Below are 16,318 nucleotides of genomic sequence, written 5' to 3'. Positions count from 1 at the left end.
CCGACGACTGATAGTTGCTAAAAAGGCCTTCGAACTGCCCGCTCGGTTTTCAGGATCAATAGAGCACCGCCCGCCTGAACGATCGCCTTGCCACCCCAGCATACGATAGCGGCGTCAGCGGCATGCCGATGATGTCGATGAAGACCGACACCTCGGAGCCCTTGTCGGGCATCTCTCCGTCGACGAGTTGGACCGTATAAGTGAGGTCGCTGCCGTTCAGTTGTGGGTCCTTGAGGACGACCACGACCTGCCTGAGTTCCTCGCCCTCAATGATCGACAGGTCTGCGTTCGGCGGGTCGGACAGGAAGCTGTCCTTACCTGTGCTCCAGAACGGGACGAAGGCCGCCGTTTTCATATTGCCGGCGACGCGCTCCGGCCGATCCGTGAAGAACAGCGTCGAGGTCGCAATATCCACGAGCGTCAGCTTGTTCGTTGCCTTGTCGTAGGTCATCGCATCGGCGGTCTGGACGAACAGGAAGTCGGCAATGTCGTCGGCCGCCTCGGCAGGCCGCAACTTCAGCGACGTCGCTGTCGCGGCGAGAGCTGAGGCGGCTAGGAGAAGGTTTCGTCGGGTGGTCATTTTGCAATCCCCTCTTTGCCAGATTTGTCCACGAAATCCGATCCCCGCAGTGACGTTGGCGCTTTGCCTGACCTTTGGCAACGCAAATAACCGTATACTACATAGAAAAAACAAGACGCCCGGGATTAGGCGGAGGCAAGGTATCCGGCCCTCCTTAGTCAGTTAATGAAAAACTCGATATCTTTTGAACGAGCAAAATCGCATCGACATTTCTTTGATGAGCGTTCTTTCGCCAACGCCAGTACATTTTTCGGGAGCCAGGCACTTTCACGCTCGGCACCGTCCTTGTAGCCTCCCGCGTCGAAGATTGCTGCCGCGATTCGCGTGATAGTTCGAATCGTTCGGGGCGGTCGTTTTCTTGATCAACTGACAGAGTGATCTCGGCGCGCCAGACGTGCTTCTGGGGCGCATTGCGATCCTTGATCAGCGCTGCCAGGCGCTGGCGATCGGTTGCCGACGACTCGCATGCGCACGCGACAAAGGGAATCCCAAGCTGGACTCTTATGTTAGGCGCATACAACTAGCGGTTGGTGAACGCCTCGCGGATCGCCTCCTCCATGCCGTCGATGGCCTCGCCGGAAGCGTTCGGATTGCGGCGCAGCACCACGTTCGAGGAATCGATGTCGCCGAACCCATCGGCGGCCGCAAGTTCGCGGCAGGCGGCCGGGATGTTGCTGCGCGAGATCGGCGCAATCGCCAGCCCGGAGGTGACGGCGAGCCGCAGGCCGCCATTGGTGTCGCTGGTATAAGCGACACGATAGGCGAGGCCGCGCTGCTCCAGCGACTTGATCGCGAAATCCTTGCACCAGCCGGCACGGTTGTAGAGTGCGATCGGCACCGGCCGCTCCTCATGCATGTGATGCAGCTCCGACGTCACCCACACGGTCGGGTCATGCATCAGCACCTCACCGCCGGAGAGATCCTGCCATTCGAACACCACCGCCAGATCGAGTTCGTCGGCGGCGAGCGCCGCGATCTGCGCACCGGAATGCGCGTAGCGGACGGTGATGTCGACCTGAGGATGGCGCTTGGCAAAGGCGCCGAGCGCGCGCGACAGGATCGCGTGGCCATATTCCTCCGGGATGCCGATGCGCACCGGACCGCCAAGCGGCGCCGCGACCATCGATGCCGCCGTCTCGTCCAGCAGCGATACGATCCGGCGGGCGTTGACGATGAGTTCGCCGCCGCGGCGCGTCAGCGCCACACCACGCGAGCCGCGCTCGAACAGGCTGTCGCCGACCACATTTTCGAGCTTCTTCATCTGCATCGAAACCGCCGATTGGGTACGGCCGGCCTGCTCCGCTGCCTTGGTGAAATTGCCGGTGTCAGCAACCGCGACGAAGGTGCGCAGCAGATCGCTGTCGAGCGTGGGCTTCATTTGTCCGCCATAAGAAAATATGATTGCTGGCATCATTCCAATTCGTTTGCAACATGTCAAACGGCGGATAATAGTCACCTCACCCATTGGATATGCGGCTGCGAAATCGGCCGCGGACCAATCTAGAGTCCTCACTCGTACCCGCTGCCCGAAACGGTGGCGGGTTCTTTTTGATGCATGTCGTCCAAAAGTGCGCAGCGGTTTTGGGACAGCGACATGGATAACCAAAACCAGGCCGGCTCTCGGGCCGCACACGCAAGGAGCCGTTGAACGACATGCAGAACCGGTTCGTTTTCGGCATGGCAAGCCTTTGCCTCGGCGTTCTGGTGTTCTCGCTCCAGGACCCGCTGATCAAGGCTGTATCGAGCACTTATCCGGTGACCGAGGTGATGGCGATCCGCTCGATCGTCGCCCTGCCCATTCTTCTCGTGCTTGTTCATGCCGATGTCGGGCTCAGCGCGATCTTTTCGAAGCGGTTTCGCATGCTGACGATGCGCGCCTTCATCCTGTTCGCCTCCTACACGGTCTACTACCTGGCGATCGCCGCCCTGCCGCTTGCCGACGCGGTGGCGCTCTATTTCATGGCACCGCTGTTCATCATGGCGCTTGCCGGCCCTTATCTCGGCGAACGGGTGGCGTGGCAGACGCTCGTCACCGTCATGGTCGGAATGCTGGGCGTGCTGGTGATGCTGCGGCCCGATGCCGGGCTGTTCGACTGGGCGGCGCTGCTGTCGCTGGCCTCGGCGGTTCTGTACGGCTTTTCGCAGTTGATGGCCCGCAAGATCGGTGACACCGAATCATCCACGGTCATGGCGTTCTATCAAAACGGCGTCTATCTCCTGGGCGCTGCAGCGGTCGCCGGGCTGTTCTGGCTGGCAGGAATAGCTCACGCCACGCATCCGAGCCTCGAATTCCTGGTCAGGCCATGGATCTGGCCGCAGCCGATCGATTTTCTGACGATGGCCGCCTGCGGCTTCGTCGCTTCGGCCGGAATGATCCTGTTGTCGCAGGCCTACCGGCTGGCGCCCGCCAACAGCGTCGCCACTTTCGAATACACCGGCATCATCTGGTCGCCGCTGTGGGGTTTCCTGTTCTTTGCCGAAGTGCCGCGATCGACCACCGTCGTCGGCGCCGTCCTCATCATCGGCGCCGGTCTGTTCGCGCTCCATGCCAGCCGGCGCCGGAGCAGCGGGCCGGCAATCGCGGCGACCTGCGATCCCGCCTGACCGCGATTAGGCTTGGATTCTAATGCATGTCGCCCAAAAGTGCGCAGCGGTTTTGGGACGACGACATGCATAAAAACAAGAACTTAAAGCGTCGCATGAATCCCTTCAGACGCGACGCGCTTTAGGCAAAACAGGCGAGCGCCTGTTCGACACGCGCGCGGATTTCGGCCAGCGTGAACGGCTTCTGCACGACATCCACAATGACGCCGTTCAATTCCTCGGCGCGTTCGCGCTGGTCGGCATAGCCGGTCATCAGCAAGATTTTCATCGCCGGGAAAAGCGACGCCGCCGCCTTGGCCATTTGGATGCCGTCCATCTCCGGCATGCGGATATCGGAGACGACAAGGTCGTAGCCGCCACGTGCTGCGCGGATCAGGGCAAGCCCTTGCGCGCCGTCGGCGGCGATGTCGATCATGTGCCCGGCGCGTTCGAGCGCGCGGGCGGCGAGGGTGCGGACGGATTCATCGTCCTCGACGATCAGGAGCTTTGCCATAGCGGAATGTTGCCGTGGAAAAGTTGACTTTTTCTGAACCGCAACCGCAGTCAGGGAGAAAATCCGGAGCGCGCCGCATCGAAGAATTGCATACAGCGATTTCAAGCCCAGCGCACGGATCGAGCACTGTGTTGAGATTCAGGTCAGGCCGAGTCGCAAACAGCGGCTTCCGAGAACCGGAGCGGAGCGTACTTTTGGTACGTGAGCCCGCGCATGATTTCGAAATCGAATTTGATTTCGGAAAGGTCATGCGCAAAATCAGAGTACTACAGCGTCCTTTGCGCGCCCAAGAAGGCGCGCGGCGCTGTAGGAAGCGCAGGAAGCCGCTGTTTGCAGGCCGGCCTCACCTGAATATCAGCACACCCTAGGCGTCGCCCTTGACGACGCCTACAAACGGCAGTTCGCGAAAGGCGTGGGCGACATCCATGCCGTAGCCGACGACGAAATAGTCGGGGCAGTCGAAGCCGACATAGTCGGCGATGAGCGCGGTCTGGCGCCGCATGCGCTTGTCGAGCAGCACGGCGATGGCGCAGCTTTTGGCGCCACGCGACAGCATCAGGTCGCGGGTGAAGGACAGCGTCTTGCCGGATTCGAGGATGTCGTCGATCAACAGTACGTCGCGGCCGGCGACCTCATTGTCGATGTCGCGCAGCACCCTAACCTCGCCGCTGGTGGTGCCGGCGCCGTAGCTGGAAATAAAGATGAACTCGACCTCGGGCGACAGGTCGACATCGTGCATGGCGCGGATGAGATCGGCAGCGAAAATGAACGATCCTTTCAGCACCGAAATCACCAGAAGGTCGTGATAGTCGCGCTCGGCGATCTCCTTGGCGAGCTCCAGATTGCGGCGGGCAATCGCCGACGCCGAAAACAGAACCTCGATATCCTTGCCGCGCACGACTGGCATTGGCAGCCTTTCCAGAAATGATCGCCCTAGTTGGCGAAGGTGACCGAGACGGTCCTGACCCCGTTTCTAGGCATGTCGAGCCGGCTCGAAAAGCCAAATCTTTCGCCGGGCGCCAGCAAACGGTTGAATGTCTCCAGCGTATAGCGGGTTGTGCGCCTGTCATTGCCGGTGACCCGGATTTCCAGCGGCGGCAACGGCGACGGACTGGCGCCGTCATTCGCGGCCTCGCCAACGACGAACAGGACAGGTTTCGGCCCGGACGCATCGATACGCGACGTAACGCCTGAAATGGTGAGTGCAACGCCCGCTTCCTGTGCCGCAAGAAGAAGCGGCGCCTGGCGCACCAGCGCGTGCCCGCCCGAGACCCAGAAGGCTGCAAACACGGCACTGAGGCCGGCGATCCAGAAGATCGGACCGCCGCGCGCCCGCAGCCGTTCCATCGCGGCTTTCGGCTTGCGCAGCATGTCCATGCCTTCGAGCGATGGCGTGGCGATCACGCGCGAAAGCGGCGGTGAAGGGTCCATGCTGGCGGTGCGGCGCGTCAGCACCTCGTAGTCGGCATCGACGATGTCGTCGGCCGGATCACGCATGATGCGTTCCGGCGCGGCCGTGTCGGCCATGATTTCGCCGGAAACCGGGCGCGCGGTTCGATCCTCAGCCATCATGGCCCCAGCACTACGGAACTTGTTCGCTCTTCGTTTCTTTTGCGTAAACGGAAATGGTTAACGCTTCCCCATCGGTACCCCTGTGACGCACCCAAAAAACCTCAGAATTAACCGCCGGTTAACCATGCCGGCCGATGGTCTTTTCTCAGAGAAGGCTGGCTCGTCGCCGCCGCAAGTTTCAGGTCGTCGAACGTGATCCGCTTCGAAAATGTCGGCCTCCGCTATGGCATGGGACCGGAAATCCTCCGCGACATTTCCTTGCACATACCGGAGCGCTCCTTCCAGTTCCTGAGCGGCCCTTCGGGCGCCGGCAAGACGACGCTGCTGCGGCTTTTGTTCATGTCGCTCAAGCCGACGCGCGGACTGATCACCATCTTCGGCAAGGACCGCTCGCGCATCTCGCGCACCGAGCTGCCGCATCTGCGGCGGCGCATCGGCGTCGTGTTCCAGGACTTTCGCCTGCTCGACCACATGACGACCTACGAGAACGTGGCCTTGCCGCTGCGCGTGCGCGGTCGCGAGGAGGCGAGCTACCGCACCGACGTGACCGAGCTCTTGAAATGGGTCGGCCTTGGCGAGCGTATGCATGTGCTGCCGCCGGTGCTGTCGGGTGGCGAGAAACAGCGTGCCGCAATTGCCAGGGCGCTGATCGAGCAGCCCGAGATCCTGCTTGCCGACGAGCCGACCGGCAATGTCGATCCGCCGCTGGCGCGGCGCCTGTTGCGGCTGTTCATCGAACTCAACCGACTGGGCACCGCGGTGGTGATCGCAACCCACGACCTCGGCCTGATGGAACAGGTCGACGCACGGCGCATGATCCTGGCCGGCGGAAGGCTGGATATCTATGACTGACCATTCCGTTCAGCATGTCGAAGACCAGCACGCCGTGAAGGCTGCGACGACGCAGCGCGTTCAGCGCAAGATGGCGCCGATCGTGCCGGCGCAGAACATCGCCGGCCGGGCTCTGGTCCTGGTCATCGCCATCATGACGTTCCTCTCCTGCCTGACCTTCGGCGCGGTGACGCTGGTGCGCGACACCGCCTCGGTCTGGGAGAACCAGATCTCACGCGAGGCGACGATCCAGATCAAGCCGGTAGACGGCCTCGACATGGAGGCAGCACTTGCCCAGGCCTCGCAGATCGCTGGCGAATTTCCTGGCGTGAAGAGCGCCAGGATCGTCGACCGCGATGCCACGGCGCGGCTACTGGAGCCGTGGCTCGGCTCGGGTCTCAACATCGACGACCTGCCGGTGCCGCGTCTGATCATCGTCACCATAGACGAGAACAACCCGCCCGACTTCGCCGCAATGCGCGCCGCGATCACGCCGAAACTGCCCAGTGCAGCGCTTGACGACCATCGCACCTGGGTCGACCGGCTGGTGGCCATGGCCCGCACCACGGTGACCATCGGCATCGCCGTGCTGGCGCTGATGCTGTCGGCAACCGTGCTGACCGTGGTGTTCGCGACGCGCGGCGCCATGGCCGGCAACGGCCACATCATCGAGGTGCTGCATTTCGTCGGCGCCGAAGCGCGCTTCATCGCGCGCGAATTCCGCCACCACTTTCTGGTCACCGGCATGAAGGGTGCAGCCGCCGGGGGTGCGGCGGCGGTGCTCGTCTTCATCGTCTTCTCATGGTGGTCGTCGCGCAACATGGCAACGCCTGAGGCAGATCAGGCGACCGCCTTGTTCGGCAATTTCGCCATCGGTTCGGCGGGCTATCTCGGCGTTGTCCTCATGGTGCTGGTCATCGGTGCGCTGACGGCGGCAACCTCCCATGCCACCGTCGTCACCTATCTCAGCGACATCGATGTCCGCCAACCGGACGCGGGGTGATCACGAATAGAGAATTAACGTAACGTAATGTGTGCTTTTTCACCTACTAAACGCCGCATTTCGGGGTTAACGATAAAGATGATGGACGCGCGCGACTCGACCGGAATGGCTGGACAGTTGCCCTTGGTGATTACGCGTTCCCGCGAGCGCGCCAAGCCTAGCCGATTGGCAGGCGCGTTGCGCATCTCCGCGTTCTTTCTGCTCGTGCTGGCAACGCTGTTTGCCGGCGGCTTCGGCTGGTTCGCCAACACCGTCAGCCGTCTCGCGACGCCTACCAATCCGGCAAAAGCCGATGCCATCATCGTGCTGACCGGCGGCCATTCACGTCTCGACGCCGCTATGGGTCTGCTGGCATCCGGCAAGGGCGAGCGGCTGCTGATCAGCGGCGTGCATCCTTCCGCCAGCCGCCGCCAGCTTCAGGTCGCGACCCGCGGCGACAAGAAATTGTTTTCCTGCTGCGTCGATATCGACCGCGCCGCGCTCGATACGATCGGCAATGCCGAGGAAAGTGCCAAGTGGGTGGAAGACCACGCCTATGGCACCGTGATTCTTGTCACCAACAACTATCACATGCCGCGCAGCCTGCTGGAAATGGGCCGGCTGCTGCACAAGGCCAAGCTCGAGCCCTATCCAGTGGTCAACAGCAATCTCGGCAATGGCGGCTGGCTGACCAAGCCGAGGGCGCTGCGCGTGCTGTTCACCGAATACAACAAATATCTGCTGGCGCTGGCGCGCGGCATCGTGCCGGTAAAGCCAACGCCAACCGGCGTCGCGCTGGCCGAGGCTGCTGCGCCGAACTGAGCCGATCTGGAACCGGCAGCGGCATCATTCCTTGACTGTGGCGCTTGAGGCGTCACGCAGACGCGCGTTCTCCTGTTCGAGCCATTCGATACGCTTGTCCCTCTCGGCCAGCGCCGCCGCCACATCGGCCGCTTCGAAACGCTGTGGTATGTGCTGCGGGCAATTGGAATCCCAAGCCGAAACCGTGAACAGGATGATTTGCTCGGGGCGCGCCTTGTAGCCTTCCGGCATCAGCTTCGCCATCAGTTCGGCATCGTCCTCGACGACACGCGCGCTGCCCCAGATCTTGATGCGCTGCCGGTGGGCATAGTCGATCAGGAACAGGAATGCGCGGGGGTTGTCGTCCAGATTGCCCTGGGTGATGAATTGCCTGTTGCCGGAGAAATCCGTGAAGCCGATCGTCCGCTCGTCGAGCACCTTGAGGAAGCCGGCCGGCCCGCCGCGATGCTGGATATAAGGCTGGCCCTCACCATTGGCCGTCGACAGGAAGACGCTGGTCTGCGCCTCGATAAAGGCGGCGAGATCGGGCGTGATATCGGCTTGCCAGCCGCCACGCTCCTCGACACGGGCATAGGCATCACGTGAGCCTTTGCGGGCCTGGATCGCCTTGACGGTTGGCGTAAAGGCGACATCGCTGGTGAAGACGTGAGCATTCATGGAAAGCCTCCTTCAAAGGCCGAGTTCCGTCAGAGAGGGATGGTCGTCCGGCCGGCGGCCAAGCGGCCAATGATATTTGCGGTCGGCCTCGAGGATCGGCAGGTCGTTGATGCTGGCGATGCGCAAGCGCATCAATCCAAGCTCATCGAACTCCCAGTTCTCGTTGCCGTGGCTGCGAAACCACGAGCCGCTGTGGTCGTGCCATTCATAAGCGAAACGCACGGCGATACGGTTGTCGCGGAACGCCCAGACCTCCTTGATGAGCCGGTAGTCGCGTTCGCGATCCCATTTGCGTGTGAGGAAGGTCTGGATGGCGTCGCGCCCTTGCAGGAACTCGGCCCGGTTGCGCCAGCGGCTGTCGATTGTGTAGGCAAGCGCGACCCGTGCCGGATCACGGGAGTTCCAGGCATCCTCCGCCATGCGTGCCTTTTGTGCGGCGGTCTCGGCGGTGAATGGCGGTAGCGGTGGGCGGCTTTCAGACATGGGAACTCCTTGCGATGGGCTAGAGCGGCGGACTTTCAAGTCGAACCGTACCGCCGCTCTATCTCTTTTGTTTGAGCATCGGATTTTCCAAAAAGCCGACACAGTGGTCGCTGAATTCAGGCTGCCTTGCGGGCAGAAACGACAGGAAAGTCGATCTCCGTCCTGGCAACCTCATTGACATAGTTGGTCCAGACATTGAGAGCGACATGCTGGACGATCTCGATGATCTGCGCATCGTCGTAGCCTGCGAGCCTGACGGCGCTGAGATCCTCGTCACCGATATGGCCGCGGTCGCGCGCAATCTTGGCGGCGAAACGCACCGCTGCGGCGGCCTTGGGGTCGTTGGACCCGCCGCCGCGATTGGCGACCATCTCGGCATCGTCAAGCTTGGCGAGGTTCTTGCCGAGATAGGTGTGGGCGGAAAGGCAGTAGCTGCAGCCACTGATCTCGGCGACCGCCAGAGCGATGCGCTCGCGCGTCGGCGCGGGCAGGCGGCCTTTGGCAAGCGCTCCGGACAGACTGAGATAGCCTTCAAGCGCAGCCGGGCTATTGGAAACAAGCCTGAAGACGTTTGGCACGACGCCGAGTTGCTTCTCGACGGCATGTAACATCGGCTGCGACGCAGCAGGCGCGGCCTCTATGGACGCGGGCGTAGGGATACGGGGCATCGGCATTCCTTCTCATTGATCAGCTTCGCCGCCAAAACATGGCCCCTTCCATCATTCGGATGTAGCTGTCATATTTGCAATTGATCCTTCCAATTTCCGGGAGAAGTATGGATCGCCTCGAGGCCATGTCGCTTTTCGTCGCCGCGGTGGAGGCCGGCAGCCTTTCGGCCGCCGGACGCCGTTTTAGCATCCCGCTTGCAACGGTCAGCCGCAAAGTCTCCGACCTGGAGCGGCATCTGAAGACGCGTCTCCTGAACCGCTCGACGCGGCAGCTGACGCTGACCGACGCGGGTCACGCCTACCTCGCTGCCTGCCATCGTATTCTCGACGAGGTCGGCGAGGCCGAGCGTGCCGCCGCCGGCGAATACAGCGCCCCGACGGGCGATCTGATCATCACCGCGCCGATCGTCTTTGGCCGCCTGCATGTGCTGCCGGTCGTCACCGGCTTCCTTGCCGCCTACCCCGACGTGGCTATCCGCCTGATGCTCGCCGACCGGATAACCCAGTTGACCGAGGAGCACATCGATCTCGCCGTCCGCATCGGCGAGCTTCCCGATTCGAGCCTGGTGGCCACCCGCATCGGCTCGATCCGGCGCGTTGTTTGCGCGAGCCCGGCCTATCTGGCCGAGCACGGCATGCCAAAGACGCCGAAAGACCTCGCGGCACACAGCTGCGTCACCTTCGAAGGGCTCACCGCTCCTGCCGCATGGACTTTTTCCACCGGCAAGAGCGACCTCACTGTTCCGATCCGCTCACGGCTTCGGGTCAACACCGCGGAAGCGGCGATCGATGCCGCGATTGCCGGCGCCGGGATGACGAGGGTGCTTTCCTACCAGATCACTGCTGCGGTGCGGTCCGGCACGCTCCGCACCGTGCTGGAGGCATTCGAGCCGCAGCCATGGTCGGTCAGTCTCGTGCATGCCGGCCAGGGTCTACTGCCGGTGAAACTGCGCGCGTTCCTCGATTTCGCCGCCCCACGCCTGAAGAAGCGGCTGGTGCAAGCGACGTGGCAGGCCTGACGAACGGATAGCGGGTTCATCAAGTCGGATCGATCTCGCATCGTTTCCTTTTTGCTCGCGCTTGGTGTAACCAACGCACACCTCCTCACCGGGCACTTCCCACATGCTCCTTATTCGCTCGCTGGCGTTCAACCTCGTCTTCTACGTCAATCTGATCGTCCAGATGGTCCTCTGGACCCCGTACTATTTTCTGTCGCCGCGCCACCGCGCCTGGTTTGTGCCGAAATTCTGGTCGCGCACCAGCATGTGGCTCTATGACAAGATCGCCGGCACCAAAAGCGAGATCACCGGCCAGGAAAACCTGCCCGAGGGTTCCTTCATCCTGGCGCCGAAGCACCAATCCTTCTGGGACGCGATCGCCTTCTTCCCCCTCCTGCAAGATCCGATCTACATCCTGAAGCGGGAACTGACCTGGATCCCGTTCTTCGGCTGGTACATTTTGAAAATGCGGATGATCCCGGTCGACCGCGGCAGCCGCTCGAAGGCGCTGAAAGCGGTGGTCGCCGCGACTAGGCAGGAGCTGGCGCGCAATCCCCGCCAGCTGATCATCTATCCCGAGGGCACGCGCCGGGCGCCGGGCGACGAGCCGGCCTATAAATACGGCATCGTCGAGCTCTATACCCAGCTTGGCATTCCCGTGGTGCCGGTCGCCCATGTTGCCGGCCTCTACTGGCCGCGCCGGAAATTCCTGCGCTATCCCGGCACGATCAAGGCGCGCTTCCTGCCGCCGATCCCGGCGGGGTTGGGCAAGGAGGAATTCATGGAACGGCTGATCGGCGAGACGGAAGCCGCCTGTGACCAGCTGCTCATCGAGGCGTCCCAGGCGCCAAACCCGCCGCCAATGCCGCCGACAGCGGTAAAGCGGCTGAGGGAACTTGGCTCCGATACCCCGGCCTGAACCATCGGCTTGGTCGGCAGTATCCCCTAGGGAATCACAGCCAGCGCCGTTGTCAAAACCAGTGTCGCCGCGAACGTCAGATTGATGATCCGCGAGGCCAGCGGTTTGCGCAGGAAGCGCGCAAACGCTGCTCCGGCGAGAAGCCACAGGACATGGATGGCGACGATCATCGAAGCGAGGACCGCCAGCTTGAGCCCTGCATCGAGCTCACCGGCGGACGACGTGCCGGCAAATACGGCGGCAATCGCCACATAGGCTTTCGGGTTGGCGACGGCCAGAAGAAACCCGCCGAGGAATGTGGGACGTGCCGCCCCGCCGGTACGCGCTGCCAGAGGCGGAGCCGTTGCTATCTTGAAGGCGAGGTAGAGGATGTAGGCTGCGGATGCCAGCGCCAGGAGCGGTGTAAGCTTCGGCACAGAGGCAAGCATGGCCGTAATGCCCGTCGCCACGACCAAAAGCACGGCGACCGTCCCAAGAATGATGCCCGAGGCGTAGCGGAGCGAATCGCGCAGACCGAAGGCGGCGCCAACGGCGGTGACGCTTATCGTCGCCGGCCCCGGACTACCCATCACGACCGCCGATGCCAGCACAAGTGCGAGCAATTGCTGCCATAGTTCCGGATGGGAAAAGACCAGTTCGGCCATCTGTATACCAGTATCCAGGCGCGATGCGGGCAATGGTATGGCAGGACAGACCAGGGCGTCTTGAACGATCGTGCAGGGAGCCTTCCGGCGCAGGCCGCGCACGGTTCTTGGCTGCTGTTTGATCAAGCCGCCGCTTCGCGCTGGCGTCTATGCGCTCGCGCTGTCGAGCTCGGCGATATCGTCCGGACTGAGCTTCAATGATGCAGCGCGGACGAGGCTGTCGACCTGGTCCAGCGTCGTGGCGCTGGCGATCGGCGCCGTGACGCCGGGCCGCGCGATCACCCAGGCGAGCGCCACTTCCGCCTGCTTGGCCGCGTGACGCGTCGACACGGCGTCGAGTGCTGCCAGGATGCGCATGCCGCGCCCGTTGAGGTAGCCCTTCACGCCGTCGCCACGCGCGCTTTTGCCAAGATCGGCTTCGCTGCGGTATTTGCCGCTCAAAAACCCTTTGGCGAGGCTGAAATAGGTGACGACGCCGATATCATCGGCCATGCACAGATCGCGGAGCGGCCCATCGAAGGAGGCGCGGTTATAGAGATTGTATTCCGGCTGCAGCACCGCATAGCGCGGCAGGCCTCGGAGGCTTGCCACGTCGAGCGCGGCGCGCAACTGGCCGGCGTCGAGATTGGAGGCGCCGACATGGCGGATCTTGCCCTTGGCGAGCAGTTTTTGGTAGGCGCCGAGCGTTTCCTCGTAGGGGGTGGTCGGGTCCGGCCAGTGCGACAGATAGAGATCGACGACATCGGTCTGCAGCCGCTTCAGCGACGCATCGATGGCCTTTTCGATATAGGCGGCGGAGAGATCTTTCCTGCCCTGCCCCATATCCGACCCGACCTTGGTGATCACCACGACCTTGTCGCGGTTGCCGCGGCTCTTCATCCATTTGCCGATGATCGTTTCGGATTCGCCGCCCTTGTTGCCGGGAACCCAGCGCGAATAGGAATCGGCGGTGTCGATGGCGTTGAGGCCGGCGCCGACGAACCGGTCGAGCAGGTCGAAAGAGGTTTTCTCGTCGGCGGTCCAGCCGAAGACGTTGCCGCCCAGAGCCAGCGGCGCGATTGACAGGTCGGTTTGACCGAGACGACGTTTCTGCAAGACTGATCTCCGTGGGGAATGGAAAGGAGCGGGCGAAAAGCCCTCGCTTACCTATGTCTCACCGCGCCGAGGTCAAAGGCCTGGCCGTTCTTTCCGACGGACCAGTGCTTCACAAGGGCGCGATCCGGGGGCGCGATCCGCCGCGTTCGAAGTTCCAGCCGATGTCTACTGGCTCTGGCGCCGGTATTCACCAGGCGGCAGTCCGACCACGCGGTTGAAAAGTCGGCTGAATGAGGCCGTGTCCCGGTATCCGACCTGGTAACATATTTCCGAAATACCGAGTTTGGTGCTTTCAAGAAGTGTTTTCGCGGCCTCAAGGCGCCGGTCTTGGATCCATCGGCCGGGAGTGGTGTGCAATTCATCGGAAAACCGGCGCGCAAGCGTTCGCGGCGACAGACCGAGTTGCGCACCAAGGAAGGCAAGGTCGAGCGCTCCGAGCTGTTTTCTGGACAAGGTTTCGAGCCGGTCGCGGAACGGCCCTTGCGAAGGTAGCAGATCGGTGAGCGGGAACTCGTAGGGTGTCTGGATCTGCCGCGACGGCGGCAACACCAGCAACTTGCGAACCAGGCGCTCCTCCCTGGCGAAGCCAAGATCCCGCAGAAGCGCCTTGCCGAGCTCCAGGCCTGAAAAACCGCCGCCGCAAGTATAGATCCGTCCGTCCCCGATCAGCACACGTGAAGCGTCCCAACGCACCTTCGGAAAGCGACGCTGGGCATCGGTCTTCAGCCACCAGGAGATCGTCGCGCGCTTTCGGTCGAGAAGACCGGCGTCTGCCAGGAAGTAACCGGCCCCGCAATGCGCGGCGATGATGGCGCCGTCGCGTTGCGCGCTTGCGATAAGCGGCGCGGCGTGGCGGCTCTCTTCCTCGAGCGCGGCAACAAGCTCCGGGATTTGCATGCCGGGCATGGCCAGCAGGACCAGCAGGTCCATCCGCTGCGAGGGTTCGCGTCTGGTGTGAAAGGAGATTCCAGGCGTCGTCGTGGCGTCGGCCTGCCGTGCCACGAATTCGAAGGAAATCGCCGGCGCGCCGCGAATGGTGCTTACCAGCTCGAACATTTCGACAAGCGTCGCGGCGACGGCCGAATAGAACGTCGACGGCAGCCAGATCACGGCGTGGACGGGACGATTGTCCAAGATGGCTCCTTTGAACAGCTATGGCAAGTTTAGCACATAGATTGTCAAATCTGCCAATTCCGATTTTTGCCAGCGGCCTTAGGTTCCGCGACGCCGATGCAAACACCGGTGCCTGCGATCTGGCCGCGTCCAGATTGCATGGCCAGATCGCCCTTTATTGGAGACCACCATGAAAGCAGTTGTATTCGACGCAATCGGCTCGCCGCAGGACGTGCTCTATCTCGGCGACGTGCCCATGCCGCGAATCGGCGACCGTGAGGTGCTGCTCAGGATGGTCTCCGCCTCGATCAACCCTGGCGACTTTCTGTTCATCCAGAACCTCTATCCCGAACCGAAGAAGCCGCATTTCCCCTGCCAGATCGCCGGAAACCATGGCGCCGGTATTGTCGAGGCCGTGGGCGCGAACGTCGCCTTGAAACCGGGCACGCTTGTCGCATTCAGCTACTACAACAGCTGGGCAGAATATGCGGCCGTTCCGGCCGCTTGGCTGATCCCGCTGCCCGCCGGCTATCCGGTCGAACGCGCCGGGCAGATGGTGAACCCAATCACCGCCTGGGACCTGCTGGCGGATTCCCGTGTGCAGCCTGGACAGTGGCTGGCCGTCACGGCCGGCTATTCATCGGTTTCGACGATGGTGATGCAGTTCGCCCAACGGCGCGGCATCAACGTGATTGCGCTCGTGCGACGATCTCGCGACAGGCTGGACCTGAAGGGGCTTGGTGCCACCGCCATCCTCGATCTATCGGGTTTGAAGGTCGGCATCAGGGAAGCAGTCATGGACATGACCGACGGCGCCGGGCTGAACGGGATCATCGATAATGTCGGCGGACCCGTCAGTGGCGAGTTGATCCGCACCCTGGCGATGGGCGGGCAGATGGTTATCAATGGCGGCATGAGCACCGAGCGTTTCGAACTGCACAATTTCGACGTGCTGCTGAGCGGCCTCGAGATCAGGGCAAATATCTACCGCTACTTCTTTTCGCCGCCTGTCGAAGCCGACCGGCCAGTGTTGCGCGAGATTGTCGACATCTTCGGCCAACCCGATTTCCATGTCCCTGTTGGCGGCATCCATCCGCTGGCGGAGTTCGAGCTCGCCGTGACAAACAGCCTGGATCGCGCCGATCTCGGAAAGCAGATTTTCAGGATGTAACCCGGACCATGATCCCGAACCGAAGGTCAGCGACGAAAAAATGGGAACCGGTTTTCGGGATCATGGTCAAACAACGAAAGAAGATCACGACCCGATCCGTTTCGCTACCTCTTCCAGCCAGTGGTCGCGGATGCCCAGCGCTTCGAGGTGCTCCAGCGTGCTGAGCACGTAGTCCTCGTTCTTTCCCGACTGGCCGACGGCACCGCGAACGACGGTCGCCGCATCGGCGGCATCGAGCGCGCCGGCATATTGCTCGTGGGCACGATCGACGACATAGGCGACCGCCGAGACCGTCTCGCCCCCATCCGTCTCGCCGTTCGTAGCGTCATTGTCGAGGCGAATGCTAAGCATGCGCTCGCGATAGACATTGGTGACCAACTCGCGCTCGCGCAGATAGGTGATGACCTCGTTGCGCAGATCGCCGGGGACGCGGAAAGCCAGCCCAATGCAGGAGCCGCCACGGTCGAGGCCGAGCACCAGGCCGGGCCGTTCGCGCGTGCCGCGATGCACGAAGGAGTAGACGCACAGCGACCGGCGGTAGCCGTGGAGGCGCGCGCGCCGCGTCTCGACATGCGCAAATCCCGGCCGCCAGATCAGCGAACCGTAGCCAAAAACCCAAAAATCGCCCATATCGCCAAGCCTGGTTGCAGCACCGCGTTTTTTTCAATCCGTCTCCGTCTACCTGA

Annotated in this window: 19 protein-coding genes; 7 read left to right on the top strand and 12 right to left on the bottom strand. The window is 62.4% G+C overall.

Annotated features, from left to right (window positions below; all coding sequences use genetic code 11):
- Positions 1–55: 55 nt before the first annotated feature.
- Entirely contained in the window at positions 56–580 is a 525-nt protein-coding gene (locus tag AC0NIE_RS08575; protein ID WP_473488128.1) for a hypothetical protein, read from the bottom strand.
- A gap of 520 nt (positions 581–1,100) precedes the next feature.
- A complete protein-coding gene (locus tag AC0NIE_RS08570; RefSeq protein ID WP_473488127.1) occupies positions 1,101–1,958 on the bottom strand; it encodes a LysR family transcriptional regulator in 858 nt (285 codons plus the stop codon).
- A gap of 275 nt (positions 1,959–2,233) precedes the next feature.
- Between AC0NIE_RS08570 and AC0NIE_RS08565 the strand changes: the two genes are divergently transcribed.
- Positions 2,234–3,184, top strand: a complete 951-nt coding sequence (locus AC0NIE_RS08565; protein WP_473488126.1) for a DMT family transporter — start codon at positions 2,234–2,236, stop codon at positions 3,182–3,184.
- A 121-nt stretch (positions 3,185–3,305) separates the two neighbouring features.
- On the opposite strand, the gene AC0NIE_RS08560 is transcribed toward AC0NIE_RS08565, so the two are convergent.
- The 3 genes from AC0NIE_RS08560 to AC0NIE_RS08550 all read right to left on the bottom strand — a co-directional run bounded on the left by AC0NIE_RS08560 (position 3,306) and on the right by AC0NIE_RS08550 (position 5,249).
- A complete protein-coding gene (locus tag AC0NIE_RS08560) occupies positions 3,306–3,677 on the bottom strand; it encodes a response regulator (RefSeq protein WP_027153386.1) in 372 nt (123 codons plus the stop codon).
- 364 nt (positions 3,678–4,041) lie between these two features.
- On the bottom strand, positions 4,042–4,584 hold the full coding sequence (hpt, locus tag AC0NIE_RS08555; RefSeq protein WP_473488125.1) for a hypoxanthine phosphoribosyltransferase: 543 nt from the start codon (positions 4,582–4,584) through the stop codon (positions 4,042–4,044).
- A 26-nt stretch (positions 4,585–4,610) separates the two neighbouring features.
- Complete coding sequence (locus AC0NIE_RS08550) at positions 4,611–5,249, bottom strand: hypothetical protein (protein WP_473488124.1); 639 nt, start codon at positions 5,247–5,249, stop codon at positions 4,611–4,613.
- 192 nt (positions 5,250–5,441) lie between these two features.
- Between AC0NIE_RS08550 and ftsE the strand changes: the two genes are divergently transcribed.
- From ftsE to AC0NIE_RS08535, 3 genes are all read left to right on the top strand, one after another.
- Positions 5,442–6,101, top strand: a complete 660-nt coding sequence (gene ftsE, locus AC0NIE_RS08545) for a cell division ATP-binding protein FtsE (protein ID WP_010911739.1) — start codon at positions 5,442–5,444, stop codon at positions 6,099–6,101.
- A complete protein-coding gene (locus AC0NIE_RS08540) occupies positions 6,094–7,083 on the top strand; it encodes a cell division protein FtsX (RefSeq protein ID WP_473488123.1) in 990 nt (329 codons plus the stop codon). Before ftsE ends, AC0NIE_RS08540 begins: the two co-directional genes overlap by 8 nt.
- A gap of 78 nt (positions 7,084–7,161) precedes the next feature.
- A complete protein-coding gene (locus AC0NIE_RS08535) occupies positions 7,162–7,884 on the top strand; it encodes a YdcF family protein (RefSeq protein ID WP_123148632.1) in 723 nt (240 codons plus the stop codon).
- A 24-nt stretch (positions 7,885–7,908) separates the two neighbouring features.
- Here AC0NIE_RS08535 and AC0NIE_RS08530 read toward each other — a convergent pair whose 3' ends face one another.
- From AC0NIE_RS08530 to AC0NIE_RS08520, 3 genes are all read right to left on the bottom strand, one after another.
- On the bottom strand, positions 7,909–8,541 hold the full coding sequence (locus tag AC0NIE_RS08530; protein WP_473488122.1) for a pyridoxamine 5'-phosphate oxidase family protein: 633 nt from the start codon (positions 8,539–8,541) through the stop codon (positions 7,909–7,911).
- Positions 8,542–8,553: 12 nt separating this feature from the next.
- Positions 8,554–9,024: a nuclear transport factor 2 family protein gene (locus AC0NIE_RS08525; protein ID WP_473488121.1), complete on the bottom strand. Its 471-nt coding sequence runs from the start codon at positions 9,022–9,024 to the stop codon at positions 8,554–8,556.
- Between the two features lie 116 nt (positions 9,025–9,140).
- Complete coding sequence (locus AC0NIE_RS08520; RefSeq protein WP_473488120.1) at positions 9,141–9,692, bottom strand: carboxymuconolactone decarboxylase family protein; 552 nt, start codon at positions 9,690–9,692, stop codon at positions 9,141–9,143.
- A gap of 107 nt (positions 9,693–9,799) precedes the next feature.
- Between AC0NIE_RS08520 and AC0NIE_RS08515 the strand changes: the two genes are divergently transcribed.
- Both AC0NIE_RS08515 and AC0NIE_RS08510 read left to right on the top strand, forming a co-directional pair.
- Positions 9,800–10,711 carry a LysR family transcriptional regulator gene (locus AC0NIE_RS08515; RefSeq protein ID WP_123148629.1) on the top strand — a complete coding sequence of 304 codons (912 nt, stop codon included), beginning with the start codon at positions 9,800–9,802 and terminating at the stop codon, positions 10,709–10,711.
- Positions 10,712–10,814: 103 nt separating this feature from the next.
- Entirely contained in the window at positions 10,815–11,609 is a 795-nt protein-coding gene (locus AC0NIE_RS08510) for a lysophospholipid acyltransferase family protein (protein WP_473488119.1), read from the top strand.
- A 26-nt stretch (positions 11,610–11,635) separates the two neighbouring features.
- Here the strand turns inward: AC0NIE_RS08510 and AC0NIE_RS08505 are convergent, their stop codons facing one another.
- From AC0NIE_RS08505 to AC0NIE_RS08495, 3 genes are all read right to left on the bottom strand, one after another.
- Positions 11,636–12,253, bottom strand: coding sequence for a LysE family translocator (locus AC0NIE_RS08505; RefSeq protein ID WP_473488118.1), 618 nt, complete (start codon positions 12,251–12,253; stop codon positions 11,636–11,638).
- 147 nt (positions 12,254–12,400) lie between these two features.
- Positions 12,401–13,348 carry an aldo/keto reductase gene (locus AC0NIE_RS08500; RefSeq protein WP_473488117.1) on the bottom strand — a complete coding sequence of 316 codons (948 nt, stop codon included), beginning with the start codon at positions 13,346–13,348 and terminating at the stop codon, positions 12,401–12,403.
- A gap of 165 nt (positions 13,349–13,513) precedes the next feature.
- Positions 13,514–14,482, bottom strand: coding sequence for a GlxA family transcriptional regulator (locus AC0NIE_RS08495; RefSeq protein ID WP_473488116.1), 969 nt, complete (start codon positions 14,480–14,482; stop codon positions 13,514–13,516).
- 169 nt (positions 14,483–14,651) lie between these two features.
- Here AC0NIE_RS08495 and AC0NIE_RS08490 point away from each other — a divergent pair, with 169 nt between their 5' ends.
- Entirely contained in the window at positions 14,652–15,632 is a 981-nt protein-coding gene (locus AC0NIE_RS08490) for a quinone oxidoreductase family protein (protein WP_473488115.1), read from the top strand.
- An 84-nt stretch (positions 15,633–15,716) separates the two neighbouring features.
- On the opposite strand, the gene AC0NIE_RS08485 is transcribed toward AC0NIE_RS08490, so the two are convergent.
- The gene (locus AC0NIE_RS08485; protein ID WP_095493433.1) at positions 15,717–16,262 is read right to left on the bottom strand and encodes a gamma-glutamylcyclotransferase; all 546 of its coding nucleotides are present in this window, start codon (positions 16,260–16,262) and stop codon (positions 15,717–15,719) included.
- Between the last annotated feature and the right edge of the window lie 56 nt (positions 16,263–16,318).

The organism is Mesorhizobium sp. WSM4842 (genome assembly GCF_055901575.1).
The sequence above is the reverse complement of the archived record's forward strand: the minus strand, read 5'-3'. Positions and strand labels throughout refer to the sequence as shown.

Bases quoted from the DNA above. Each gene is read 5' to 3' on its own strand.
- AC0NIE_RS08575 (WP_473488128.1), bottom strand. From the start codon at position 580: ATGACCACCCGACGAAACCTTCTCCTAGCCGCCTCAGCTCTCGCCGCG.
- AC0NIE_RS08570 (WP_473488127.1), bottom strand. From the start codon at position 1,958: ATGAAGCCCACGCTCGACAGCGATCTGCTGCGCACCTTCGTCGCGGTT.
- AC0NIE_RS08565 (WP_473488126.1), top strand. From the start codon at position 2,234: ATGCAGAACCGGTTCGTTTTCGGCATGGCAAGCCTTTGCCTCGGCGTT.
- AC0NIE_RS08560 (WP_027153386.1), bottom strand. From the start codon at position 3,677: ATGGCAAAGCTCCTGATCGTCGAGGACGATGAATCCGTCCGCACCCTC.
- hpt (WP_473488125.1), bottom strand. From the start codon at position 4,584: ATGCCAGTCGTGCGCGGCAAGGATATCGAGGTTCTGTTTTCGGCGTCG.
- AC0NIE_RS08550 (WP_473488124.1), bottom strand. From the start codon at position 5,249: ATGATGGCTGAGGATCGAACCGCGCGCCCGGTTTCCGGCGAAATCATG.
- AC0NIE_RS08540 (WP_473488123.1), top strand. From the start codon at position 6,094: ATGACTGACCATTCCGTTCAGCATGTCGAAGACCAGCACGCCGTGAAG.
- AC0NIE_RS08535 (WP_123148632.1), top strand. From the start codon at position 7,162: ATGATGGACGCGCGCGACTCGACCGGAATGGCTGGACAGTTGCCCTTG.
- AC0NIE_RS08530 (WP_473488122.1), bottom strand. From the start codon at position 8,541: ATGAATGCTCACGTCTTCACCAGCGATGTCGCCTTTACGCCAACCGTC.
- AC0NIE_RS08525 (WP_473488121.1), bottom strand. From the start codon at position 9,024: ATGTCTGAAAGCCGCCCACCGCTACCGCCATTCACCGCCGAGACCGCC.
- AC0NIE_RS08520 (WP_473488120.1), bottom strand. From the start codon at position 9,692: ATGCCCCGTATCCCTACGCCCGCGTCCATAGAGGCCGCGCCTGCTGCG.
- AC0NIE_RS08515 (WP_123148629.1), top strand. From the start codon at position 9,800: ATGGATCGCCTCGAGGCCATGTCGCTTTTCGTCGCCGCGGTGGAGGCC.
- AC0NIE_RS08510 (WP_473488119.1), top strand. From the start codon at position 10,815: ATGCTCCTTATTCGCTCGCTGGCGTTCAACCTCGTCTTCTACGTCAAT.
- AC0NIE_RS08505 (WP_473488118.1), bottom strand. From the start codon at position 12,253: ATGGCCGAACTGGTCTTTTCCCATCCGGAACTATGGCAGCAATTGCTC.
- AC0NIE_RS08490 (WP_473488115.1), top strand. From the start codon at position 14,652: ATGAAAGCAGTTGTATTCGACGCAATCGGCTCGCCGCAGGACGTGCTC.
- AC0NIE_RS08485 (WP_095493433.1), bottom strand. From the start codon at position 16,262: ATGGGCGATTTTTGGGTTTTTGGCTACGGTTCGCTGATCTGGCGGCCG.